Source organism: Alcaligenes sp. 13f (assembly GCF_020496585.1).
Classification (GTDB): Bacteria; Pseudomonadota; Gammaproteobacteria; order Burkholderiales; family Burkholderiaceae_B; genus Alcaligenes; species Alcaligenes phenolicus.
In genome coordinates, this window is sequence record NZ_JAHKKC010000003.1 from 165,607 (window position 1) to 189,119 (window position 23,513).

Genomic DNA, 23,513 nt, shown 5'->3' on the forward strand with positions numbered 1-23,513 from the left:
ACAAGCCTCACATTTGCTTGCTTTGCCGTCTTTTCCATTTGGCACACTAAAGGCGTGACCACTTTTCTTTAACGGAGGTGCTTCATGCCTGCTTTATCTCAAGCCCAACAAAAAGCTGCCGGTGCAGCCTTGTCCGCCAAACGCGGGGAAACTCCGGTAGCCAGTCTGAAAGGGGCATCGCTGGAAATGTACAACACCATGAGTACCAAGGAGCTGGAAGAACTGGCCAGCACCGATACCGCGCGCCGCAACCTGCCTGAACACAAGGAGTAATCAGACAGCCTGAACACGCACGCCGCTTTGCTCGAAGGCTTGATGCAAACGCTGCGCAAATTCGGCCGCCCCCGCCTGATCCCCATGCAGGCACAAGGTATCAGCAGACAAAGGCACCGTTTTACCCGACAGACTGGTAACGGTGCCTTGCTCTATCATCTGCATCACTTGCTGTACGGACTGATCGGCATTGGTAATCATGGCGCCAGCTTGCTGACGAGGGGTCAGGCTGCCATCGTCCTGATAGCTGCGATCGGCAAACACCTCTTGAGCCACCGTCAAACCCGCATCACGACCGGCCTGCACTTGCACACTGCCTGCCAGCGCATACAGAATCAGGCTGCGATCAATATCGGCCACAGCTTGGGCAATGGCTTTTGCCAAGGCCCCATCACGGGCGGCCATATTGTAAAGAGCACCATGTGCCTTGACGTGATGCAAAGCAGCACCCTGGGTGCGGGCAACGGCAGCCAGGGCTCCCACCTGCACCACCACCATGTCATACACCTGCTCGGGGGTAACCGCCATCACCCGGCGACCAAAACCAGCCAGATCCGGCAGGCCGGGATGTGCGCCCAGCTTCACGCCATGCTTTAGGGCCAGGGCCACCGTCTGACGCATGGTGCCCGGATCTCCGGCATGAAAGCCACAGGCGATATTTACCGACGTCACCCACGGAATCACCTGCTCGTCATGGCCCATGACCCAGGGGCCAAAGCTCTCGCCCATGTCGCAATTCAAATCAATACTCAAGCTCATGGAGTTCCCTCTGATAATCCATCCAATCTGCCTGCGGCCTGGGCAATGCAACGCCTGAACCACAGCAGTTCTGCCGCATTATGCGTGCGCGGGTGCCACAGCTGATAAAAGCGCATCAGTGGAAAATGAACCGGACAAGGCAAAACCGTAATCGGCAGAATGCGGGCATAGTACTCGGCAAACTGGCGGTTCGTGGTGAACACCATGTCCGTGCGACTCAAAATCCCCGGAACCAGGCCGAAATACGGCACGACCATCTGTACGTGACGGCTGATGCCCTGCTCGGCCAGGCAACCGTCAATAAAGCCGCGCTTGTCCGTCACGTGGGCCGAAGGGGCCAGATGCGGCATGTCCAGATAGTGCTGCAAGGACAGACCACGCTGCGCCAAGGGATGATGGCGGCCCAGCATACAGACCACCTCGTCATCAAACAGACGCGCCAGGTGCAGCTTTTCAGGGGGCTCGAGCCAGTTGCCGATCACCACGTCCAGCTCGCCCTCTTCCAGGGCCTGCACGTAATCCAGATCCGGGTTGATGGTATGGACCACCAGCCGGGCCTGCGGCGCCTGACGACGCACCCGCTCCGCAATATCCGGGATAAAAGCGCCGTCCAGATAATCCGGCGCGCCCAGATTGAAAACGCGGGTAGACTGACTGGGATCCATAGGCTCTGCCGTGGCAGAAATTCGCTCGATAGCTTGCAGAGCTTCCGTGGCATGTGCCAGCAAAAAGGGGCCGCGCTCGGTAGGCACCATTCCCTTTTTACCGCGCAACAAAATCGGATCGCCCGTGATTTCGCGCAAGCGCCGCAAGGCATTGCTAACGGCTGGCTGGGACATGCCCAAGCGGATAGCCGTACGCGAGACGCTGTGCTCTTTGAGCAGCGACTGCAATACCCGCAGCAAATGTAGGTCTAGTTGTTCTCGTAATTTTGGCATGGTTTAAATAATACAAGCGCTGGCCCGCCTCGTTGATCGGTGTAGACACTCATACGCCTATATAGTGAACATCATTCCAAGCAAATGTTCGCATCCTAAGCAAATGCTATCTTCGATCCGTAAAAAACCAGTCGAGTGAGATCATGGAGACAAGACCAATTCGTTTTATTTATCGCGGCGAAGTACAGGAAGTGGCTCAGGCCCCAACCACGCGAACCGTTTTACAGTATATCCGTGAGGATCTGCACTGCACCGGCACCAAAGAAGGCTGTGCCGAAGGTGATTGCGGCGCCTGCACGGTCATGATTGGCGAACTGGACCAGAACAATCAACTGCAATTGCGCGCCGTCAATGCCTGTATCCAGCTGCTGCCTACGCTGGATGGCAAGGTGCTCTACACCATTGAGGATCTGCGCCAGGACGATGGCACTCTGCACCCGGTGCAGCAAGCCATGGTGGACTGGCACGGCGCCCAGTGCGGCTTTTGTACGCCCGGCTTCATCATGTCGCTGTGGGGCCTGTACATGACGCATTCGCCCGAAGACGGCCCGGTTTCCCGAGAACAGATCGACGATGTGCTCTCGGGCAATCTGTGCCGCTGTACCGGCTACCGCCCCATTATTGATGCGGCCAAGGCCATGCACAGCTATCCGGCTGTCCGCATGGATCGCCAATCCATTGAAGACAAGCTGCGTGCCATTCGTCAGGACGGCATGCTGGCCTATGAATACCAGGGCCAGACCTTCCATGCCCCCCGCACGCTGGACCAGTTGGCCCAGCTGCGCGAGCAATATCCGCAAGCCCGCATTCTGGCTGGCAGCACCGATATCGGCCTATGGGTGACCAAGCAATTCCGCGATTTGCCGCATCTGATCTATATCGGTCAGGTGGCCGAGCTGCGCGAACTGAAAACCACCGAGGACGATCTGTATATCGGTGCAGGCGTGCTGTTGAACGACGCTTTTGACGCCCTGATCAAAGACCACCCCGAATTGACAGAACTGCGCCAACGCTTTGCCTCCTTCCCTATCCGCAACGCCGGTACCCTGGGCGGCAACGTGGCCAACGGCTCGCCCATTGGCGACTCCATGCCCGCCCTGATTGCCATGCGTACTCGTGTGGTGCTGCGCAAAGGCGCAGTCGAGCGCGTGCTGCCTTTGGAAGATCTGTATCTGGCCTACCAGAAAACCGCCATGGAACCGGGCGAGTTCGTGCAAGGCCTGCTGGTCCCACGCAACAAGGGACAATGGCAATTCCGTACCTACAAGCTGTCCAAGCGTTTCGACCAGGACATTTCTGCCGTGTGCGCCGCCTTTGCGGTGGAACTGGACGGCAAGATCGTCAAACAGGCTCGCATCGCCTTTGGCGGTATGGCTGCCACCCCTAAACGCGCCAGCCACGCCGAGCAAGTGCTGCAAGGTCAGGAATGGAACGAGGAAAACGTACAAGCTGCCATGCAGGCGCTGCAACAGGACTACCAGGCCCTGAGCGATATGCGTGCTAGCAGCGAATACCGCAATCAAAGTGCGGCCAATTTGCTGTACCGCTTCTTCCTGGAAACCCACCCTGAAAACGCTTTGAGTCCCGCCCAGCTGAATGTCTTTCACCGAGCTCAAGCCAGCCTGGAGACTTTGTGATGAAAATTGACAATATCGACCACCTGAACACCGCCACGGCTCAACGAGTCGGCGTGTCCTTTCTGCACGAGTCGGCAGACCTGCACGTGAGCGGCACGGCCACATATACCGATGATTTGCCTGAATTGCAGGGCACGGCCCATATTGCGCTGGGCCTGTCGGAAAAAGCCCATGCCCGTTTGCTGGACGTGGATCTGGAAGCTGTGCGTCAAGCGCCCGGTGTCATTGCCGTCCTGACGGTTGCCGACATTCCCGCCGCAAATAATTGTGGCCCTATTCTGCATGACGACCCCATTCTGGCCGATGGCGTGGTGCATTACTTTGGCCAGCCCATTTTTGCGGTTATTGCGAAATCCCACGACCAGGCACGCCGTGCAGCGCGTCTGGGCAAGATCACCTATGAAGAGCTGCCCGCCATCTTGACTCCGCAAGAAGCCAAGGCCGCGAATGCCGGTGTTCTGCCCCTGATGAGCCTGAAACAAGGCGACGCCAAAAAAGCACTGGAATCGGCTCCACACCGCCTGCGAGGCACCTTCCAGTGCAATGGTCAGGAACAGTTTTATCTGGAAGGCCAGATTTCCTACGCCGTGCCCAAGGAATACGGCGCCGTGCATATCTGGTGCTCCACCCAGCACCCTTCGGAGATGCAGCAGCTGGTTGCTCACTGTCTGGGCGTTGGTGCACACAAGGTACACGTAGAATGCCGTCGCATGGGCGGTGGTTTCGGAGGCAAGGAATCTCAATCGGCCCTGTACGCCTGCGTGGCCAGTGTGGCCGCCGTCAAGCTGCAACGCCCGATCAAACTGCGCCTGGACCGCGACGACGACTTCATGATTACCGGCAAGCGTCACGGTTTCTACTATGAATACGATATTGGCTACGACGACGAAGGCCGCCTGCTGGGTGCCCGTCTGGACATGACGGCCAACTCGGGGTTTTCCGCCGACTTGTCCGGCCCCGTGGCAACCCGCGCCATCTGTCACTTTGACAATGCCTACTACCTGTCCGATGTAGACATGAGCGCCTTGTGTGGTCGCACCAATACCCAATCCAATACGGCCTTTCGAGGCTTTGGTGGCCCGCAAGGGGCCTTGGTCATGGAAGTGGCGCTGGACACGATTGCTCGCCGTCTGGGCAAAGATCCGCTGGATGTGCGCCGCATCAACTTCTACGGCAAAGAAGACCGTAATGTGACGCCTTACGACCAGACCGTGGTCGATAACGTCATTCACGAGCTGGTGGCCGAGCTGGAGGAAACCAGCGAATACCGTCAGCGCCGTGAACACATCCGTGAATTCAATGCCAGCAGCCCGGTACTGAAAAAGGGTCTGGCACTGACCCCGGTGAAATTCGGTATTTCCTTTAACGTACCCGCCTTCAACCAGGCTGGTGCTCTGGTCCACGTCTACCGTGACGGCACGGTTTTGGTGAACCACGGTGGCACGGAAATGGGCCAGGGCCTGAACACCAAGGTGGCCCAGGTGGTAGCCCATGAACTGGGCCTGAATCTGGAGCACATCCGGGTCACGGCCACCGATACCACCAAAGTGGCCAATACCTCGGCCACGGCGGCATCCACAGGTACGGACTTGAACGGTAAAGCCGCCCAGGATGCGGCCTACCAGATTCGCCAGCGTCTGACGACGGTAGCGGCCCAGTTGTTCTCGGTTGAAGAGTCCAGCGTGAAATTCGAGCGGGGTCAGGTCGAGATCGGCGGCCAGACCATGCCCTTCTTTCAACTGGTTGAGCACGCCTACCAGGCCCGCGTCCAGCTGTGGTCCGACGGCTTTTACGCCACTCCTGGCCTGCACTGGGACTCCAAAATCATGAAGGGCAACCCCTTCTACTACTTCTCCTATGGGGCTGCCGTCGCTGAAGTACTGATCGACACGCTGACCGGGGAATCTCGTCTTCTGCGTGCTGACGTGCTGCACGATGTGGGCAAATCCATCAATCCGGCTCTGGATATTGGCCAGGTTGAAGGCGCCTTTATTCAAGGCATGGGTTGGCTGACAACAGAAGAACTGGTGTGGAACGCTCAAGGCAAGCTCACCACGCATGCACCGTCGACCTACAAGATCCCGGCCATCAGCGACTGCCCCATGGACTTCCGCGTCAATCTGTTCGATGGCCGCAACGCCATGGATTCGATTCACCGCTCCAAAGCCGTGGGCGAACCCCCTTTGCTGTTGCCATTCTGCGTCTTTAACGCGATTCGTGATGCCGTTGCCAGTGTAGGCAACTACCAGATCGAACCCGTGCTGAACGCACCTGCGACTGCGGAAGCCGTCATGCGGGCTGTTGCGGCTATTCGCAAAGCGAAATGAGTAGCTGGCCATCTCTTGCCCTCGCCCGTGTAAAAGCGGGCGAGCGGCTGGTTTTGTGCTCGGTGGCGCTGGCCAAAGGCTCCACCCCGCGCACCACGGGCACGGCCATGCTGTTCAGCCAAACTGAGCAGTGGTTAACCATTGGTGGCGGGCACCTGGAATGGGTAGCGGCAGAACAGGCCCGTGTCATGCTCAGCCAATCCTCCGGTCCCGGCTGGAGCATGAGCCGCCTGCCACTGGGTCCCAGCCTGGGTCAATGTTGCGGCGGGGTCGTGACCTTGCTGTACGAGACCCTGGGTACCGAGGATCTGAGCTGGCTGGAAGAGCTCGATAGCGCCGTGCGGGCCGGTCAGGCGACCAGCCGCCGTTCACAACTGCTGTCGGATGGCAGCAAGCAGGTTGATATCCACAGCCCTTCAATTGTGGACGAATCCCGGCTGGACTACGACGGCTCGCAAGGCGTCTGGATGGAGGACCTGCCGCCCCCGCCCCTGACCATTCTGCTATTTGGGGCCGGTCATGTGGGCGAGGCACTGGTGCAGATTCTGGGCACCCTGCCATGCCGGGTTCTGTGGATTGACGAACGCCCTGAACTGTTTCCCGCTCAGGTACCCAGCAATGTCAGCCTGGAAATTACCGACATCCCCGATGCGCTGATCGAACAAGCCCCGACCAATAGCTATTTTCTGGTGATGACGCATAATCACGGCCTCGATCTGGCTCTGTGCCAGAAGATCTTGCGCCGCCCCGATACGGCCTATGTCGGCCTGATCGGTTCCATGACCAAACGCCGTCAATTCGAGCGCCGCTTGCAGCAACGCGGCATGCCCGAATCCCGTATTCAGGAACTGGTCTGCCCCATTGGCGTGCCAGGTATCAAAGGCAAGGCCCCCTCGATTATTGCCGTGGCTGTCGCCGCTGAATTGCTGGCCCACGCCTATGAAATGGGGCAACTCAGTCGCTGATGCGACCTCGACTTCAAGGACACTATGACTACCTCTTTACACTCCGCCTGCGCCTACCGTGCCCAACTGCTGTACTTTGTCGCGGACCCTGCCACATTGGAAGATCCTTCCGAAGCCGTGCGCTATCACAGTGACGGCCTGCTGCTGGTCAACGAACAAGGCCAGATTCAGGCCTGTGGCGACTGGGCCGAACTGTCGCAGAGCCTGCCAGCCGGTACAAAAACCGCGGATTTGAGCGGGAAAATCATCATGCCAGGCATGATCGACACCCACCTGCACTTCCCGCAAACCGATATTATTGCCTCCCCCTCCAGCGGCCTGTTGCCCTGGCTGGAAACCTACACGTTCCCCGCCGAAGGTCGTTTCGGCGATAGCGAACATGCCCGCGAAGTAGCTGGCGTGTTTCTGGACGAACTGCTACGCAACGGCACCACCACCGCCCTGGTCTACGGCAGTGTGCACCGTCAATCCGTGGATGCCTTCTTTGAAGAAAGCCACGAACGCAATCTGCGCATGATTGCGGGCAAGGTAATGATGGACCGTAACTGTCCGGACTATCTGCAAGATACCGCCGAGTCGGGCGCACGCGATTCGGAAGACCTGATCAAGCGCTGGCACGGCAAGGGCCGTCAACTGTACGCACTGACACCCCGTTTTGCGCCCACCTCAACCCCGGAGCAACTGGCCGCCTGTGGTGAACTGGCCCGCGCCTACCCCGATGTATTTCTGCAAACCCACGTGGCAGAAAACAAGGACGAGATCAAATGGGTGAACGAGCTGTTCCCCAAGAACCGCAGCTACCTGGACGTCTACGATAGCTTCGGATTATTGCGCCCCCGCGCCATCTACGGCCACAGTATTTGGCTGGATGAACAAGATCGTGCCCGCATGCACGATACCGGCAGTATCGCGGCTCATTGCCCCACGTCCAACCTGTTCCTGGCCTCTGGTGTATTCGACTTCCAGGCCATTCGTCAAAGCAAGGTGCTGCACACCCTGGCCACCGATGTGGGCGGCGGCACATCTTTCTCGATGCTGCGCACCATGAACGAGGCCCACAAAGTCGCCCGCCTGAACAGCTACCATCTGACCGCCGCGTCCATGTTTTATATGGCCACCGAAGGGGCCGCCCGCGCCCTGGACATGCAAGGTCAAATCGGTACATTGGCACCCGGTGCAGAGGCCGACTTCATTGTGATGGATCCTAAGGCCACCCCCTTGATGGAGCGACGCAGCACGATGTTGAACTCGCTGGAAGAACAATTATTCATGCTGGCCGTGCTGGGCGATGACCGCTGCATTCAAGCCAGCTACAGCGCAGGCCGCTGCGTGCATCAGCGCGACCACTAGTCAGCGCTGAAATACGTTCCTGACTGGCAGTTCCAATCATTCAAACTGCCGCCAGGAACGTTCCTCCCCCAACACATCCACAAGCGTTCGGCAATTTAACGCGGATTTTACGGTGCCACCGCTACATTGATCTCGTTTGCAAGGAGCCATCCCCGGCTCCCCTGCGTATTGGCGAGATTTCACTATGTCCGGCACATCCACACTGGTGCAACGCAACTCCCTGTTCTATCTGCTGACGCAGGTTGTGGGGGTAAGCTTTCTGTTTCTTTGGCTGGCCAGCCTGACTCAAGACTGGTCCCCGCTCAATCCCTTATTCGCATCCAGTCAGCAAGCGGGCCATATGGCCCATGAAATGAGAGAGGCCCAAGGCCTGCTGACCGGCCTGATTGCCGCTGCCAGTTTGTCCTTTGTCGCCTGGAAACTGCTGCGCTTGCGGGGCCAAGAAGCGTTGCCAAGTAAACGCATTCTGCTCTTGGGCACCAGTCTATTCCTGCTCGTCCCTTTGCTGATGCTGCTCTTGCAACACTCAGTCTCTTCCCGGCATCTGGAGTTTCTCTATCGCTGGATGCCTGGGATCAAGCCGTTGCTGGAAGTGGGAGCCATCGTCGCCGTGGGCGCTGGCCTGCTGCACCTGTATTTTGCCGGTTGGGCCTTGAACCAGGCTCGGCTGCGCTGGGGCGGCCTGCTGGCCGGTTTGCTGTGTGCTTTTTTGCTGGGCCTGCTGGAAGCAGATCAGGAACGCATCAATCTGACGCAGGTATTTGCCTCGCTGGCGATTGTCTGGTTACTGGGAAGCATTGCTTTCTATCCCTTGATCGTGAACCGGAAACGCTGGACGGCCTCCCATAGCGAACGGGCAACGGTCGAACAGGCTTGGGAGCATCTGGCCAGCATTCAGGTACAACGCCGCCGCACCCTGGGAGTGTTTGGTGGCCTGATGATCGTGATTCTGCCTTTCTTCGCCTCCACCTGGGCTGCCAATTCGCTGGTCTTTCAATTCACCCGCATGGCCGGTCTGGGACTGGTCCTGATTGCCGTCCTGGGCCGCTGCTGGTGCATGTTGTATCTGGGCGGACACAAAGGCTCCAGCCTGATCAGCCAAGGCCCCTACTCCATCAGCCGCAACCCGCTATACCTGTTTTCCCTCTGCGCCGTCACCGGCATGGGCGCCCTGTCCGGCAGCCTGCTGCTTGGTCCCGTGCTGGCCCTGTTTGTCTACGCCGTCTTCAACAATGTGATCGACGAAGAACAGGTTCTGCTGCACAAAGTTTTTGGCCAGGATTATCAGGCCTACTGCCAACGTGTCCCTCGTCTGGTGCCGCGCCTGAGCCTGTGGAACAGCCCGACCGAGCTGAAAATCTCCCTGACTGGACTGGCCCGCACCTTGCGCGATGCCTTGCCCTACTTCCTGATCTGGCCCGTCTTTGCCTTGACGCAGTGGCTGCAGATCAATGGCTGGGTCCCCGTACTACTACGCCTACCCTGACTGCCTTGCGGTAAAGTAAGCTGCACAAGAACTGTCCCAACCCTGCGGAACAAGCTGTCATGCGTGTCCTGATTGTCGAAAACGATACGACCATTGCTGAAAACCTGTACACCTACCTGGAGCTCAAAGGCTTTGCGGTTGATGCTGCCTACGATGGCAATGGCGCGCTGGCACTGCTGCAAGATCAGGATTTTGATGCGCTGGTACTGGATCTGGGCCTCCCCGGCCTGGACGGCTTCGGCGTTCTGCAAGCGCTGCGTCAGTCTCGGCAAACTCCCATCCCCACCCTGATCCTGACTGCCCGCAGCCAGCTGGAGAGCAAGCTCACCGCCTTTGACCTGGGGGCCGACGATTACCTGATCAAGCCCTTTGCCCTGGCCGAGGTCGAAGCCCGACTACGCGCCCTGATGCGCCGCGGCCCGCCACAGGTACAGCACGGCTCACTGCATTGGGGAGGTCTGGAATACAACCTGGATTCCGCATTGGTCCAGGTAAACGGACAAGCGCTGAACTTGAGCTTCAAAGCCCGCCAACTACTGGAAGCCTTCCTGCGTGACCCGCAAGCCATTCTGACGCGTCGAGCACTGGAAAAAACGCTATGGCCCCAAGGTGCCCCCTCACCCGAGGCGCTGCGCAGCCAGATCCACCTCCTGCGTCGCGCCTTGTCCGAGGCAGGTGCCGGCACCATCGAAACCCTGCCCGGCATGGGCTGGCGTCTGCAAGCGGAACACTGAACAATGCGCAAATCCCTGCGTCGCAGCCGCTTCATGAGCACCCTGACCCAACGGGTCTCCTTGGCCTTGACCCTGATTGCCACCTTGCTGGTCATGATCATGGGCGGGCTGGCCTACGTGGCCTTTGCGCGTATGGAAGACGAAATGGTCAATGCCATGCTGGTTTCCTACGCACGCAATCCCACCTTGCTGCCCGACAGCGCCTACGACCGCAGCGAAGCCTTGGGGGCCGAACTGGACAGCTACTGGTTCTTGCCAGGCCAGGCCCTGGATAATCTGCCCGAGTTTGCCCGCGTTCCCGAACCGGGCATTTACGAGTTTCATCTAAGCAGCGACACCTGGCACGTGCTGCGCCAGGACAAGGAGCAAGGTCAGCTGTATCTGGTGTACCGCGCCACCCCTCACGAAGACCGGGTCCGTGAATTCGGCCTGATCCTGATTCTTATCGGGTCAGCAACTATTTTGCTGGTATTTTTGCTGGGCCGCCGTGTCGCTCGCCATGCCGTGGCTCCCATGCTGACTCTGTCTCGCCACCTGGAAAACTGGGCACCGGGCCGCTCCGGCCTGCCAGAACATCAGGACGATGAAGCAGGACGTCTGATCCGGGCCTTTAATCGCATGCAGGAACACGTGGAAGAACTGCTGACCCACGAGCGAGAGTTCGCCGCCAATCTGGGCCATGAACTACGCACTGGCCTAACGGCCATACGCAGCGACTGCGAGCTTTTGCTGCTGCAACTGCCCGAAGGCCCGCAACAACAGCGCCTGCAACGTATGATGTCACAAGCTGACGCTGTTACTGCCAGCCTGGATGCTGCAGAAAGCCTTGCCTATACCGCAGAGCGTCATGTGCGCGACGTGGAGGTCCATGAACTGGCCCAGCAAACCTGGCAGGCCGTCGCCCTGCTGGACGCGGATAGCAGCAAAGTGCGGTGGAGCAATCTGCTGCCCGACACCCTGATCTACACCCTGGACCCTTATGCCTTGTCCATGCTGCTGCGTATCCTGATGCGCAACGCCATCGACCACGCCGCCCCCTGCAAGCTGCAATTAAGCTGGATTGCCCCCTCTGTACTCGCCCTGCAGGACGACGGCCCAGGCATAGCCACGCAAGACCAGATCCTGATTTTTGAGCGCCACTTCAGTCAAGGCAAACAACTGGCGACAGGCTTGCGTGAACAGGGCCACCGAGGCATAGGCCTGGCACTGGCACGCCAATTGGCCCTGGCCCAGGGCTGGAGCCTTAGCGTCCAAAGCGGAGCGAATGGGAAAGGCTGTGCTTTCATGCTGGATCTTGACCCGTCATAAGCCTGTTTGAAGTCAGACCGACACGCCCTTTTCAGGACAGGCTCAAGACGCCACGCGACATAGGCCCCAGTAGCTCCCCACTCTTTTGCAGTGCCTCTTGCGTATCAATATAGAGAAGCGCATGACTGAAGCACGCATCATCGGCTTCTCGCATCTGGGGGTTGAAGCTACCAATCAGATCAAGGTGACTACCGGAACCCAGCGTCGCACAACTAACAATGTCAACCTCGCCCACGGCACTATCCAAGTCTGATGCAAGCCGTGCCTCAAAGCCTTGCTGGCTCAAACTTTCTATCAGCCTCTGCGCTGCCGTCACATCCCGATCCCACACCAGCACCCGCTCAATAGGTCGCACAACCCGGTAGGCTTCAGGAATCAGACTGCCCACACCCCACAACCAGCAGGCTCCGGGCCGCTACAGGAGCCAGGTAGGCGGCAGCCAATGCCGACGCAGCCGCCGTTCGGCGAGAGGTAATTTCATTGCCGTCCAGTAATGCCAATGGCTCACCCGTCTTGGGGTCATACAGCAGATAACTGGAATGCAGGCCTGGCAGGCCACGTTCAGCATTGGCGGGGCAGATAGCGACTGTCTTGATACCCAAATATCGGTCCCCTTGCCATGCAGACATGATCAGCAAGGTTCTGGGAGACGCCCCATCCGTCTCATGCAGTGAGTGAGTATGCCGCAAAGGAACATGACAACCCGTGATGAACATCTGTTCCAGCGCGGGAATCAAACGATCAAAAGAAAGCGCCTGCCGTGTGTCCGCCGTATTAACAATTTTCATAGTAGTCCTGTGTTTAAAAGAGAATGAAGGTCTGCGCGTCATCACGCATCCAGCACAACATCCTCAATAGGAATCGCCTGACAGACAAGACAAACGCCTGGGTCCTCTGGTTCACCACCATGAAGGTGACGTACCTTGCCAGAAACCAAACGCACCGCACAGCTTTCGCACTGCCCCACCCGACAACCGCTGGCCATCTGCAAACCCAGCGATTCAGCAAAGCTCAGCAGCGTCCCTTGCTGAGGCCCCCACTCCACGGCATCGCGGCCCGAGCGTAAAAAGCTGACCTTGAAACGATGATCACCCTGCGGAGGTTCAGTAGGCGAACGAAAAATTTCGCTAAAGATGTCAAAACGGGGAACACCCCGCTCCACCAGTCCGGCGGAAACGATATCCATCATCATAGGAGGGCCACACATATACACCCGCGCACGCAGCTCGATCAGCCTTTCATCGACCACACTGGCGTCGATAAAACGCTGCTCAGTGAAATCGATTCCCTCCCGATCCCCTTCAAGCGGCGCGGCGTAATAGTTGAGCACCTTCAACTGGGGCAGACGAGACTGGTGATACAAGATGCGCTCACGAAATGCATGTGTACGACTATTTTGATTGCCGTAATACAGCCAGATTTCCGGCCCTTCCGCCCCGTTTGGCAGGGACTCCAAAAGACTGATGAAAGGCGTGATACCAATGCCACCCGCAAATAGACAAAGCGGCTGCTGGGATTGGCGCGGCAAGACCCAGCCTCCGGAGGGCGCGCGCAGCGACACCACGTCACCCAGGCGGAGTCGACGGTGCAATAAGCCAGACATGCGGCCCTCAAAGGGCACACCATCAGGCGATAGCCCCTTTTGATGGCGGACAGCGATACTGTAGCTGCGTCGATGAGAGACTTGAGCCGCAGCAGTCAGCGAATAAGCTCGCGTCAAGGCGACTCCATCCCCTCCATCCCACTGAATTTCGATATGTTGCCCCGGTCTATAGTCCGGCAACTGCAGTGCCTCTACAGACTCAAAATGAATACCCAGAACCCCCTCCGCTTCCGGATGCAATTTGCTGACTTTGAAATCACGATAGCCCACCCATTTGCGTTGGCACGCCTGAGTTGCAGGGTCCAGCTCCACATCACAGAGAAAAGAGCGCATGGGCACAGAACCACTGACAGGATCATGGTGGTCAGCAGAGATCAAGATATTGAAATTGCTAGCTTGAGCACCCTCAATGGGCAGGTCCGGGCGGTCCAGCTCCAGACAGCTTTGCCACCAGCCGAACTCCGCCACAATCAGGTTTTCAGCGAGTTGTGGCGTGATACGGGCAACAAATCGTGCCTTGCCTAGACGGGTGCTGATGCGTATCCAGTCTCCATCCAAAATCCCTTTCGCATTCGCCAGCACAGGGCTCAACTCAGCGACCGGGTCTGGAGCGCGTTTACGCAGCGACACCAGACTGCGGTGCTGACTATGACAATAAAAGCCGTTCTTGGCCGAGCTCAACACATAGGGAAAGCGCCCCTGCTGTGTCGCCTTAGGATCATGTGGTGTATCGGCTGGCTCAATAAAAGTGGCCAGGGGCGGTTGGGAATGCTGCAGCAGCCTCTCTGAGTAGAGTTCAACCCGCCGCGTCGGCGTATCAAATCCTCGCACTCCCTTTGATGTGACACGCGCATACTTTCTTTCACTGGCGTCAAGAGGGCAGGCAATGCCCTGCGGCTGCTGCCGCAGTTGTTCCACCGACAGGCCCATGGGTTCCAGAATATGATTCCACCCAGCCTCCAGGCTACCCCCGAAGAAATCATCCCCCATGCCCAATCGGCAGGCCAGGTCAAAAACAACATCATTGTCGGATCGTGACTCGCCTTGAGGCGGCACCATACGCTGACGCAGTTGCACCCACCCTGCCGCCCGATCAGTAATTTCAAAACCGACCCGCAAACCCTCACGTTCCCAGGGCGTGTTGATGGGCAGCACGATGTCTGCATACTTGGCGGCAGGCGTCTCAAACAAATCGCAGTGCGCATAGAACTCAAGCTGAGAAAGCGCCTGCTGCGCTTGCGCCGTATCAGCCTGCGATACCAGCAAGTTCGTGCCAAACGCCAACATCCCACGTACCTTGTACGGCTTCCCCTCCAGAATGGCCCGGTACGTATCGCGTGCTGTCACCCAGCCTTGGGCGGGTGGGCCAATAGGCCGCTCATCAACCCCCAATGCCTTCATACGCTGACGATCAGCCAAGAGGGAAAGTGAATTCACTGACTGAGTAGGCGGCCCGATGCGCACTCGGTTAGCCCCTATACGATCAAAACTCCCGGTCAATGCATACAAGCAGGCGACTGCCCGCTCTGTCTGCGTTGCATTGGAATGCTGCCCAATGCCCGTCCAGGCGTGATAGGCAATGCGGGCGCTGGACGCAAACAGTGCAGCAGCGGCATGCAAAGCCTTTTCCGGCACACCACTGATACGCTCAACCTCCTTTGGCTGATAGGCGGCACTGGCCTGAGCCAGCAGTTCAAATGCAGGATGGCAAAGAAGCCCCGCGACCTTTTCGGTATCAATTGAAAAAGTACCCCGCAAGCAAAAATGCTCGCCACCTTGCTCCTGTGCACTCCGCTCGGTGTCATACGGCACCGCACACAGATGTGCGTCGCTCCACACTACATAGCGGTTCTGCCCGGCATGAGGCCAAAGATCTTGCTCTCGTAAAAAATGCCCGTTATCGCTACGGACCAATAAAGGCCCGTTAGTCCAGTCACGGACAAATGCCTTATCGAAGCCCTCGTCACGTAGCATCAAGTGCATCAGGCCAAGCGCAACCGCCGCATCCGTGCCTGGGCGTACCGGCAGCCACACCTCGGCCTGACGCGCCAATGCCGTTGGCCTGGGGTCAACCACAATCATCTTGGCCCCTTTTGCCCGCCCCTTGCCAATTGCATTGGCTTGAGCCAACCAGGTATTAGTGGGGTTATGCCCCCACAAGACCATCAGATCTGCATTGGCATAGTCAGCCGGTGGCATGCCACAACCAAAGGTAAAGGCATGCGCATAGTCTTTATGCCAATTGCACACCTCGGTTGCATAGCAAATATTGGGACTACCAAACAGGCGGACAAAACGCTCAATCCAGTCGATGCTGTCACTGAGCGAGGTTCCACTGGGTGTCGTCACAGCAAACACGACCGCCTCCGCGCCGCTCTCGGACTTGATTCGGCCTAGCTGTTGCGCCGTCTCCGAGAGCGCCTCCTCCCAACTGATACGCACCCACCCAGGATCAGCACTGCCTTTGGGCTGGGTGCGCCGCATCGGATAGTGCATGCGATGAGGGCTATGCACCATTTCAGGTGCCGACTTCCCCTTCATGCACATGGCTTCCCCGGTCGGATGCGACGGGTCGGGACGTACGGAAATCAAGCTTTCCCCACGCACCTCATTGACCGTGCCGCAACGCGAACGACAAAGCGTGCAGTATCCCTGTTTGAATTCAGTTAGTATCACGATGAATCACACTCCCTCTGAATCAAGGCATCACAGGAGGGATGTAGGTCAAGGTACGCCCAAAGAACCAGAGCATGAACAGGACCAGCGGTGCATGCACCAGCAACTGCAAAAAGGTGAAGCCAACAATGTCGCGGGCTTTCAAGGCCAGCACTCCGAGCAGCGGCAACATCCAGAAGGGATTGATCAGGTTGGGCAGCGCCTCAGCCGCGTTATAGACCTGGACGGCCCAACCCAAATGTACCTTCAGTTCATTCGCTGCCTGCATGACGTAGGGGGCTTCAATAATCCATTTCCCACCACCCGAGGGGATGAAAAAGCCCAAAACTGCCGAGTAGGCTCCCATCATCACTGCAAAAGTCTCTGTGCTGGAGATGCTGACAAACAGATGCGCGATACGGTCGGCCAAGGTCACGCCCCCAGCACCCTTGGCGGCCGTCAACATAGCGGCAATGGCACCGTACAAGGGGAACTGGATAATGACGCCTGCTGTAGAGGGGACTGCACGCGTCACCGCATCAAGAAAGTTGCGTGGACGCCAATGGAGCAACAAACCCAGCAAGAGGAACAAGAGGTTATAGGTGTTCAGCCCGGAGATCGCCACCAGAGGACTCTTGGCAATCAGCTCTTGAGCCAACCAGCCAAAACCAAGAGCGCACAGAAGAATGGTCAGAATGGGGCTACGTTCAAACCATTCGCCCGGACGCCGGGTGGTGGATTCTTTATCAGCCGATTTGAATTCCGTCAGGTCCACACCCAGCTCCTGAGCCGTCACCGCCTTGGAAGCGGTTGGAGCGGACAGAAACGCAATCAGCACCGATACCGTGATCAGAATCACGGCCATGACCATGGACTGCCATAAAAAAATGGTCTGGCCGAATGGGATCACCCCGGTGATATCGAGAATGCTTTTAGGCAGGCTGTCCGGATTAGCCTGCAACTGTGCGGCTGAAGAACTGAGACCCAAGGCCCACGTGCCACCCAGGCCCAGATACGCGGCAGCGCCTGCTGCGCGGTAATCCAGCCGCAAATCAGGACGACGTGCCAGGGCCCGTGCATAAAGCGCACTGAAAATTAATGACACCCCCCAATTGAACAAGGACAAAATCATGCTGATGGCCGCAACGCAAGCGATGCCCTGTCGGCCAGAACTGGGTACAGCAGCAAGGCGTTCAATAAGGCGGGCGGCCAGCGGCGAAGTCGCCACCACGTAACCACCAATCGCCACCAGAGCCATTTGCATCGTAAAAACGATCAGGCTCCAGAACCCGTCACCAAAGGCCTTGGCAACTGCTTGAGGGCTGGAGCCGTTAACCATGGCTGCACATGCCACAACAACCACCGCAATCGCGGCAAACACATAGGCATCGGGAAACCAGCGCTCTGCCCAGGCCGTAAAGCGCAAACCTAGCCGACTAAGAACACCAGACTGACTGTCCGTATCGCCAGGCGCATGAAAAGGAGGTGTACCCCGCCCTATTCCGGCAGAGGCTTTTGATGAAGATTGCATGAGTGTCTCCGTATATTGGAACTGTTGGCGTTCCTTGTTGCACATCGACAAACGGTGTGCTGATGGGGATCCTAGCAATCGTCATGTGATATTCATAATCCTTTAAATCTATGCAGTGATATAGAATAAATCTATGCAAATCACGATCAAACAACTGGAGCACTTCGTCGCTGCCGCCCAAACGGGGCAGGTTTCTCGGGCTGCCCAGCGTTGTTATGTCAGTCAGCCCTCGCTCACCACTTCCTTGAAAAACCTGGAGTCTTTTCTGGGGGTGCAACTCTTTAGCAGGCATTCTGCTGGCTTGCGACTGACCTTGCACGGCGAAGGCTTTCTGCGCCATGCCGAGCACATACTGGCGTCTCTGGAAATGGCGGTCGCGGAGACCAAGGACGCTATTTCGTCCGTAGAAGGCTCAGTGAAACTGGCCATTACGGACACAGTCTCGGAATACATGCTGCCCAAAATTATCGGTGCCATGCGCCGCCAACTCCCGCAGGTCTTCTTCGAGCCGGTTGAACGTAACCGCCTTCAAATCGAGCATGGAGTACGAGACGGCGAATTCGACTTGGCCGTCGTTCTTGTCTCCAACTTGACGCGCCGCTCAGACCTTCAGCAAGAACGACTACTGAAGTCCGAGCGCCGACTCTGGACAGCGCTGGATCATCCCTTGGCGACGCAAAGCTCTGTCTCCTTGCAGGAACTGGCTGATCAGGCATTTATCTTGCTGGATATGGATGAGCATGTGGCTACCGTCAATCGCTACTGGAGCGCAGCAAAGCTCAAGCCCAAGGTCGTTTTTAGTACGAAGTCCGTTGAGGCGGTGCGCAGCCTGGTGGCCCAGAATGTCGGGGTCACTATTTTGTCAGACCTTGTTTTCAGGCCTTGGTCCCATGACGGCGGCAGGATACGTAGAACGGCCATGACGAGTGGCGTGCCCTCCATGGATTTGGGCCTGATTTATCGACATGAGGCCCAGATGTCCAACGCAGCCCTGGCCTGCGCCAACACCTTGCGTTTGCTGGCAAAAAGCGTTCTACGCAAATCCCATCTGATGACGGAAGGGAATGTGCAAGTACCCAGAAATTAAGCCCTAGAAGGCCCGGCCAAACAAGCTGATCTAAATAAGCCACGCATAAAAAAACACCCCAAATGTTGGAGAAAGCTCCAACTTTTGGGGTGTGATTCAGAGGGCCGGTTTTGCTACCAACCCCGGCTGAAGAGCTAAGAACTTACTGGCTTTCCAGGAAACTCTTCAGTTTGTCAGCGCGGCTAGGATGACGCAGCTTGCGCAATGCCTTGGCTTCTATTTGACGAATACGCTCACGCGTGACGTCAAACTGCTTGCCCACCTCTTCCAGAGTCTGGTCGGTGCTCATCTCGATACCGAAACGCATGCGCAGCACTTTGGCTTCGCGTGGCGTCAGGGAATCCAGGACATCTTTCACCACATCGCGCATGGAACCGTGCAAAGCGGAATCCGATGGCGAAACGGTGTTGTTGTCCTCGATGAAATCGCCCAGGTGGGAATCGTCATCGTCACCGATAGGCGTTTCCATGGAGATAGGCTCTTTGGCGATCTTCAAGATCTTGCGAACCTTGTCTTCGGGCATGTCCATCTTCTGGGCCAGGGTTGCGGGATCGGGCTCAACGCCGGTTTCCTGCAGGATCTGACGATTGATACGGTTCATCTTGTTGATCGTCTCGATCATGTGAACCGGAATACGAATCGTGCGGGCCTGGTCAGCGATCGAACGCGTAATGGCCTGACGAATCCACCACGTAGCGTACGTGGAGAATTTGTAGCCACGACGGTATTCGAACTTGTCCACTGCCTTCATCAAACCGATATTGCCTTCCTGAATCAGATCCAGGAACTGCAAGCCACGGTTGGTGTACTTCTTGGCGATGGAGATCACCAGACGCAAGTTGGCCTCGGTCATTTCGCGCTTGGCTTTACGTGCCTTGGCTTCGCCCGTGGTCATGCGTTTGTTGACTTCTTTCAGGTCCTTCAACGGCAGCACAACGCTGGTTTGCAGGTCGATCAGCTTTTGCTGAACTTCCTGAATGGCAGGGATGTGGCGCTCCAGAATGGAACTGTAAGGATGGCCTGCAGCCACCTCCTGCACCACCCAATCCAGATTGGTTTCGTTGCCGGGGAAAGCCTTGATGAAGTGTGCACGTGGCATATCAGCACGATCCACACAGATGTTCAGGATTTCGCGCTCGTGCTGACGCACGATGGCAACCTGCTCACGCATGGTGTCGGCCAGCTTTTCCACCATCTTGGCGGTAAAGCGAATGCCCATGAATTCGTTCAGGATGGTTTCCTGGGCTTGCACATAGCCTGCGCTCTTGTAGCCTTCGGACTCGAAGGACACGCGCATCTTGTCAAACCATTCGCCAATGATGTCGAATTTCTTGAGCGACTTGTTGCGCAGGTATTCAATCTGCTTGCTGCTCATGCCGCCGGCTGGACCTTCGTCCTCGTCGTCAGCAGTCACGCCGGAACCGGCGTACTCTTCGCCATCATCGTCCACCAGACCGTCAACCACTTCGTCGATCTGCATGACGCCTTCGCGTACACGCTGAACGTAAGCCAGGATCTCATTAACCGTGGTTGGGCACGCGGCAATCGCCATCACCATGTGCTTCAAGCCATCTTCAATACGCTTGGCGATTTCAATTTCGCCTTCGCGGGTCAGCAGTTCCACAGAGCCCATTTCGCGCATGTACATACGCACAGGGTCAGTCGTGCGACCGAAATCAGAGTCCACCGTGGTCAGAGCGGCTTCAGCTTCGTCCTCGACGTCGTCGTCGCTGGATGCCATGGGCGCGTTATCGCTCATGAGCAAGGTATCAGCGTCGGGAGCCTGGTCGTAAACCGAAATACCCATGTCACTGAAGGTGCCGATAATGCCATCAATGGCTTCGACATCCACCAGATCATCGGGCAGGTGATCGTTGATTTCACTGTAGGTCAGGTAACCGCGGTCCTTGCCCAGCTTGATCAGGGCCTTGAGGCGGTTGCGGCGTGCTTCCTGTTCTTCAGGGCTCAACTGGCCACGTACACCGAAAACGTCTTTTTCGGCTTTGGCGCGCTTGGCACCACGCTTGGCCACCGGCTTGAGATCAGGAATGACCTCTTCTTCGCCCATTTCGTCGTCATCGACAAAGTCGATACCGTCGTTATTGGCATTTTTTGCAGAACGTCCACGGCGACCGCCGGTAGCGGCTTTAGCCGCTGTTTTCTTGGCAGCCGCTTTTTTAGCTACCGTCTTTTTAGCAGCTGCCTTTTTAGCTGCCTTTTTGGCAGGCGCTGCGCCTGGCTCTCCACTTTCGTGAAGCTCATCGAGCTCTACCGAGCTTGATGCCCCTGATTTTGCTGTCGCGGCCAAGGTTTTCTTAGCAGACCGAGAGACCGTCGTCGAGGTTTTACCAGTCGTTTGAGTCATATTTTCTTCCATAGACGCCATTTACCCCTGTGGCACTAAATATGTAGCCACCGAGTCGTACAGGCAAGAGCCTGATGATGCGCGTGTCCACAACCGGCTTGCTCCTGGGCGTGTTGCGCGAGCGAACCCTAAGTCATTTAATCCCTGGCTCATGGGCTCAAGGCATAAGGTGGTTCACAATCCGCTAACCCGCCGCATTTGCTCGCGTACCAGTTTTAACCCCCTGGCCGGCCACAAACACAACACATAACCCAATATTTTACTTCACTTGCCGAGTATAAGCAGCATTCAACAAAGCAATACGGCGTGTCAATTCTTGATAACGCTGACGCTGTTCGGGCTCTTGCAAGCCCGTAGCGACCAATGCCGACTGCTCTGCCTTGATCGCATCTAGTTCGATGCGATGCAGCGCATCACGCCATTCGCCTTGGGGATCAGGCAATTCTTCCTCGCCCAAAAGCTCCGTGGCCAGCGCCTCCAGCACAGGGGCCAGATCGGACTCGGGGTCCACGGCCTCCAGCAAAGCGCCTGCATGACGCGCCGAGCTGATATTGCTTAAGGCAATCAGCTCTTGCACTAAACGTAAGTGGGGACTTTGCGCCAAAATTTCAAGTTGTTGATCGCCCAGCCCGCCCACCAGGGTTGGATGTCCAATGAGCAAGCGCAGCAATCGCTTGGCCATCGGAGTCACGGCGCGGCTGCCACCCAGGACAGCGCGCTCTTGCCGTTGACGATTATTCTTGCCACCCTTGCCGCGACCTGATGCTGGCCGCTCCTGATATTGCTCCTGAGGCTGCCAATCGGGCTCGTCCTGCCAGCCATCCATAGGCAGGCTGTCGGCAAAGGAGCCGTCAAAACCATCCTCAAACGGGGCCATCTCATCCGTTGCGGGCGCAGGCTGCACCGGTACGGCAGGCCTGGCAACCAGGCCATCTTGCGCCGGTGGCGTGTCGACAACCGGTCGACGCACCGGCTCTACCGTGCTCAGGCGCTGCGCCAGCTCGTCCGGCGTCAACAGCACCATGCGGGCAAATTCGTGCTGAATCTGCACTTTCAAGGTACTGTCGGCCAGCTCCAACAGCAAAGGCAACGCTTCGTGTACGCAGGCCGCACGGCCTTCGGCCTCGTCCATGCGATGGCGAGCCGCCAGCTCATCCAGGAAAAAACGCGATAAAGCAGCGGCTGCCTGGGCTTGCTCGCGAAACGCTTCCGCGCCGTACTCACGAACAAAAGAATCCGGGTCGTGGTTATCCGCCAGGAACATGAAACGGATGGATACGTCGTCACGAACCAGGGGCAAGCAGGTATTCAAGGCACGCCAGGCGGCCTTGCGCCCTGCCCCGTCACCATCAAAGCAAAACACCAGCCTGTCGCTGGCGCGCATCAATTTGGTGATGTGGTATTCGGTTGTCGCGGTGCCCAAGGTCGCTACGGCATTGTGCAAGCCATGTTGCGACAGCGCCACCACGTCCATATAACCTTCAACAATCAGGACAAAGCCTTCTTTGCGTATGCCCTGACGTCCTTCCCACAAGCCGTATAGCTCGTGTCCTTTGGAAAACAGCGTGGTTTCCGGCGAATTCAGGTACTTGGGTTCACCTTTTTCGATCAGACGGCCACCAAAGCCAATGATATGGCCCTTGGTACTGCGGATCGGAAACATGATGCGTGAACGGAAACGGTCGTAGCGACGACCATCTTCGGACTCGATCACCAAGCCGGACTCAACCAGCTGCTTGTCTTCGTACTGCGGAAATACAGCCGATAAGCCGCGTCGCTCCGTACCTGTCCAGCCCAAACCGAAACGGGCAGCCGTCTCCCCATCCAGGCCACGACGTTTTAGATAGTCGATAGCAATGGGTGACTGTTTTAGCTGACGTAGGTAGTGCCCCTGTGCCGTTTCAAGAATATGATGCTGACGCGACAACTCGTCTTTACGACGCGCATCGGCAGCACGTTGGCGTGGGGTGCGATCTGCTTCGGGTACAGTCATTCCGACGGACCCAGCCAAGCTGCGTACCGCCTCGGGGAATGAAGCCCCTGTGTGTTCCATCAGGAACGAGATAGCCGATCCGTGAGCGCCACAACCGAAGCAATGGTAAAACTGCTTGGTCGGACTGACTGTAAATGAAGGGGATTTTTCGTTGTGAAAAGGGCACAGGCCAAGCAAGTTGGCCCCGCCTTTGCGCAACTGCACATATCGCCCGACGACATCTACGACATCGACACGGGCGAGCAGTTCCTGAACAAAAGATTCAGGGATCAATACAAGCGTGGAGGCAGTTGCTGGCTGCGGATGCGTTTGTAGTGACGCTTCACGGCGGCAGCGTGCTTGCGCTTGCGCTCAGCCGTTGGCTTTTCGTAGAATTCGCGCGAACGCAGCTCGGTCAACAGACCAGTTTTTTCAATAGTGCGTTTGAAGCGGCGCAGAGCAACTTCAAAGGGTTCGTTTTCTTTCAGGCGAACAATGGACATGTAATCCCTGACCTTTGTAA

At 57.3% G+C, this 23,513-nt stretch carries 18 protein-coding genes; 9 read left to right on the forward strand and 9 right to left on the reverse strand.

Translation table 11 applies throughout. The features are described 5' to 3' along the window. The first annotated feature begins 84 nt into the window (after positions 1-84). Positions 85-273, forward strand: a complete 189-nt coding sequence (locus tag KOE80_RS03515) for a DUF3008 family protein (protein WP_009458869.1) — start codon at positions 85-87, stop codon at positions 271-273. On the opposite strand, the gene KOE80_RS03520 is transcribed toward KOE80_RS03515, so the two are convergent. Then, positions 274-1,032: a LamB/YcsF family protein gene (locus tag KOE80_RS03520; RefSeq protein ID WP_009458868.1), complete on the reverse strand. Its 759-nt coding sequence runs from the start codon at positions 1,030-1,032 to the stop codon at positions 274-276. Then, the gene (locus KOE80_RS03525) at positions 1,029-1,970 is read right to left on the reverse strand and encodes a LysR family transcriptional regulator (RefSeq protein WP_035272299.1); all 942 of its coding nucleotides are present in this window, start codon (positions 1,968-1,970) and stop codon (positions 1,029-1,031) included. The genes KOE80_RS03520 and KOE80_RS03525 overlap by 4 nt, the downstream gene beginning before the upstream one ends. Positions 1,971-2,113: 143 nt before the next feature. Here KOE80_RS03525 and xdhA point away from each other — a divergent pair, with 143 nt between their 5' ends. The 7 genes from xdhA to KOE80_RS03560 all read left to right on the forward strand — a co-directional run bounded on the left by xdhA (position 2,114) and on the right by KOE80_RS03560 (position 11,777). Next, positions 2,114-3,607 carry a xanthine dehydrogenase small subunit gene (gene xdhA, locus KOE80_RS03530; protein ID WP_226348373.1) on the forward strand — a complete coding sequence of 498 codons (1,494 nt, stop codon included), beginning with the start codon at positions 2,114-2,116 and terminating at the stop codon, positions 3,605-3,607. Then, positions 3,607-5,934, forward strand: coding sequence for a xanthine dehydrogenase molybdopterin binding subunit (xdhB, locus tag KOE80_RS03535; protein WP_226348374.1), 2,328 nt, complete (start codon positions 3,607-3,609; stop codon positions 5,932-5,934). Before xdhA ends, xdhB begins: the two co-directional genes overlap by 1 nt. Next, entirely contained in the window at positions 5,931-6,899 is a 969-nt protein-coding gene (xdhC, locus tag KOE80_RS03540; RefSeq protein WP_052159430.1) for a xanthine dehydrogenase accessory protein XdhC, read from the forward strand. The genes xdhB and xdhC overlap by 4 nt, the downstream gene beginning before the upstream one ends. Before the next feature lie 24 nt (positions 6,900-6,923). Continuing rightward, positions 6,924-8,249, forward strand: coding sequence for a guanine deaminase (gene guaD, locus KOE80_RS03545; protein WP_226348375.1), 1,326 nt, complete (start codon positions 6,924-6,926; stop codon positions 8,247-8,249). Positions 8,250-8,433: 184 nt separating this feature from the next. Continuing rightward, on the forward strand, positions 8,434-9,735 hold the full coding sequence (locus tag KOE80_RS03550; protein ID WP_063690622.1) for a methyltransferase family protein: 1,302 nt from the start codon (positions 8,434-8,436) through the stop codon (positions 9,733-9,735). A gap of 59 nt (positions 9,736-9,794) precedes the next feature. Further along, positions 9,795-10,469, forward strand: coding sequence for a response regulator transcription factor (locus tag KOE80_RS03555; protein WP_226348376.1), 675 nt, complete (start codon positions 9,795-9,797; stop codon positions 10,467-10,469). A 3-nt stretch (positions 10,470-10,472) separates the two neighbouring features. Next, complete coding sequence (locus KOE80_RS03560) at positions 10,473-11,777, forward strand: sensor histidine kinase (protein WP_226348377.1); 1,305 nt, start codon at positions 10,473-10,475, stop codon at positions 11,775-11,777. A 31-nt stretch (positions 11,778-11,808) separates the two neighbouring features. On the opposite strand, the gene KOE80_RS20275 is transcribed toward KOE80_RS03560, so the two are convergent. From KOE80_RS20275 to KOE80_RS03575, 4 genes are read right to left on the reverse strand one after another with little or no spacing between them, the layout of a single operon-like run. Continuing rightward, the gene (locus KOE80_RS20275) at positions 11,809-12,165 is read right to left on the reverse strand and encodes a hypothetical protein (protein WP_319002365.1); all 357 of its coding nucleotides are present in this window, start codon (positions 12,163-12,165) and stop codon (positions 11,809-11,811) included. Then, positions 12,146-12,565: a hypothetical protein gene (locus KOE80_RS20280; protein ID WP_264180182.1), complete on the reverse strand. Its 420-nt coding sequence runs from the start codon at positions 12,563-12,565 to the stop codon at positions 12,146-12,148. Before KOE80_RS20280 ends, KOE80_RS20275 begins: the two co-directional genes overlap by 20 nt. 41 nt (positions 12,566-12,606) lie before the next feature. Beyond that, positions 12,607-16,053: a molybdopterin-dependent oxidoreductase gene (locus KOE80_RS03570; protein WP_226348407.1), complete on the reverse strand. Its 3,447-nt coding sequence runs from the start codon at positions 16,051-16,053 to the stop codon at positions 12,607-12,609. A 25-nt stretch (positions 16,054-16,078) separates the two neighbouring features. Beyond that, positions 16,079-17,566, reverse strand: a complete 1,488-nt coding sequence (locus KOE80_RS03575; RefSeq protein ID WP_226348378.1) for a short-chain fatty acid transporter — start codon at positions 17,564-17,566, stop codon at positions 16,079-16,081. Between the two features lie 133 nt (positions 17,567-17,699). On the opposite strand from KOE80_RS03575, the gene KOE80_RS03580 reads away from it, so the two are divergent. Beyond that, positions 17,700-18,653 carry a LysR family transcriptional regulator gene (locus tag KOE80_RS03580; RefSeq protein ID WP_226348379.1) on the forward strand — a complete coding sequence of 318 codons (954 nt, stop codon included), beginning with the start codon at positions 17,700-17,702 and terminating at the stop codon, positions 18,651-18,653. Positions 18,654-18,795: 142 nt separating this feature from the next. Here KOE80_RS03580 and rpoD read toward each other — a convergent pair whose 3' ends face one another. The 3 genes from rpoD to rpsU all read right to left on the reverse strand — a co-directional run bounded on the left by rpoD (position 18,796) and on the right by rpsU (position 23,493). Continuing rightward, positions 18,796-21,018 (reverse strand): RNA polymerase sigma factor RpoD, encoded by a 2,223-nt coding sequence (gene rpoD, locus KOE80_RS03585; RefSeq protein WP_226348380.1) that lies wholly within the window; start codon positions 21,016-21,018, stop codon positions 18,796-18,798. A gap of 259 nt (positions 21,019-21,277) precedes the next feature. Further along, positions 21,278-23,284, reverse strand: coding sequence for a DNA primase (gene dnaG / locus KOE80_RS03590; protein ID WP_226348381.1), 2,007 nt, complete (start codon positions 23,282-23,284; stop codon positions 21,278-21,280). Continuing rightward, positions 23,281-23,493 (reverse strand): 30S ribosomal protein S21, encoded by a 213-nt coding sequence (gene rpsU, locus KOE80_RS03595; protein ID WP_003799344.1) that lies wholly within the window; start codon positions 23,491-23,493, stop codon positions 23,281-23,283. Before rpsU ends, dnaG begins: the two co-directional genes overlap by 4 nt. Positions 23,494-23,513: the final 20 nt, after the last annotated feature.

Coding starts and splice junctions, on each gene's coding strand:
- xdhC (WP_052159430.1), top strand. CDS start 5,931: ATGAGTAGCTGGCCATCTCTTGCCCTCGCCCGTGTAAAAGCGGGCGAG.
- rpoD (WP_226348380.1), bottom strand. CDS start 21,018: ATGACTCAAACGACTGGTAAAACCTCGACGACGGTCTCTCGGTCTGCT.
- xdhB (WP_226348374.1), top strand. CDS start 3,607: ATGAAAATTGACAATATCGACCACCTGAACACCGCCACGGCTCAACGA.
- KOE80_RS03560 (WP_226348377.1), top strand. CDS start 10,473: ATGCGCAAATCCCTGCGTCGCAGCCGCTTCATGAGCACCCTGACCCAA.
- KOE80_RS03580 (WP_226348379.1), top strand. CDS start 17,700: ATGCAAATCACGATCAAACAACTGGAGCACTTCGTCGCTGCCGCCCAA.
- KOE80_RS03550 (WP_063690622.1), top strand. CDS start 8,434: ATGTCCGGCACATCCACACTGGTGCAACGCAACTCCCTGTTCTATCTG.
- KOE80_RS03575 (WP_226348378.1), bottom strand. CDS start 17,566: ATGCAATCTTCATCAAAAGCCTCTGCCGGAATAGGGCGGGGTACACCT.
- KOE80_RS03555 (WP_226348376.1), top strand. CDS start 9,795: ATGCGTGTCCTGATTGTCGAAAACGATACGACCATTGCTGAAAACCTG.
- KOE80_RS03520 (WP_009458868.1), bottom strand. CDS start 1,032: ATGAGCTTGAGTATTGATTTGAATTGCGACATGGGCGAGAGCTTTGGC.
- rpsU (WP_003799344.1), bottom strand. CDS start 23,493: ATGTCCATTGTTCGCCTGAAAGAAAACGAACCCTTTGAAGTTGCTCTG.
- KOE80_RS03525 (WP_035272299.1), bottom strand. CDS start 1,970: ATGCCAAAATTACGAGAACAACTAGACCTACATTTGCTGCGGGTATTG.
- xdhA (WP_226348373.1), top strand. CDS start 2,114: ATGGAGACAAGACCAATTCGTTTTATTTATCGCGGCGAAGTACAGGAA.
- KOE80_RS20280 (WP_264180182.1), bottom strand. CDS start 12,565: ATGAAAATTGTTAATACGGCGGACACACGGCAGGCGCTTTCTTTTGAT.
- guaD (WP_226348375.1), top strand. CDS start 6,924: ATGACTACCTCTTTACACTCCGCCTGCGCCTACCGTGCCCAACTGCTG.
- KOE80_RS03515 (WP_009458869.1), top strand. CDS start 85: ATGCCTGCTTTATCTCAAGCCCAACAAAAAGCTGCCGGTGCAGCCTTG.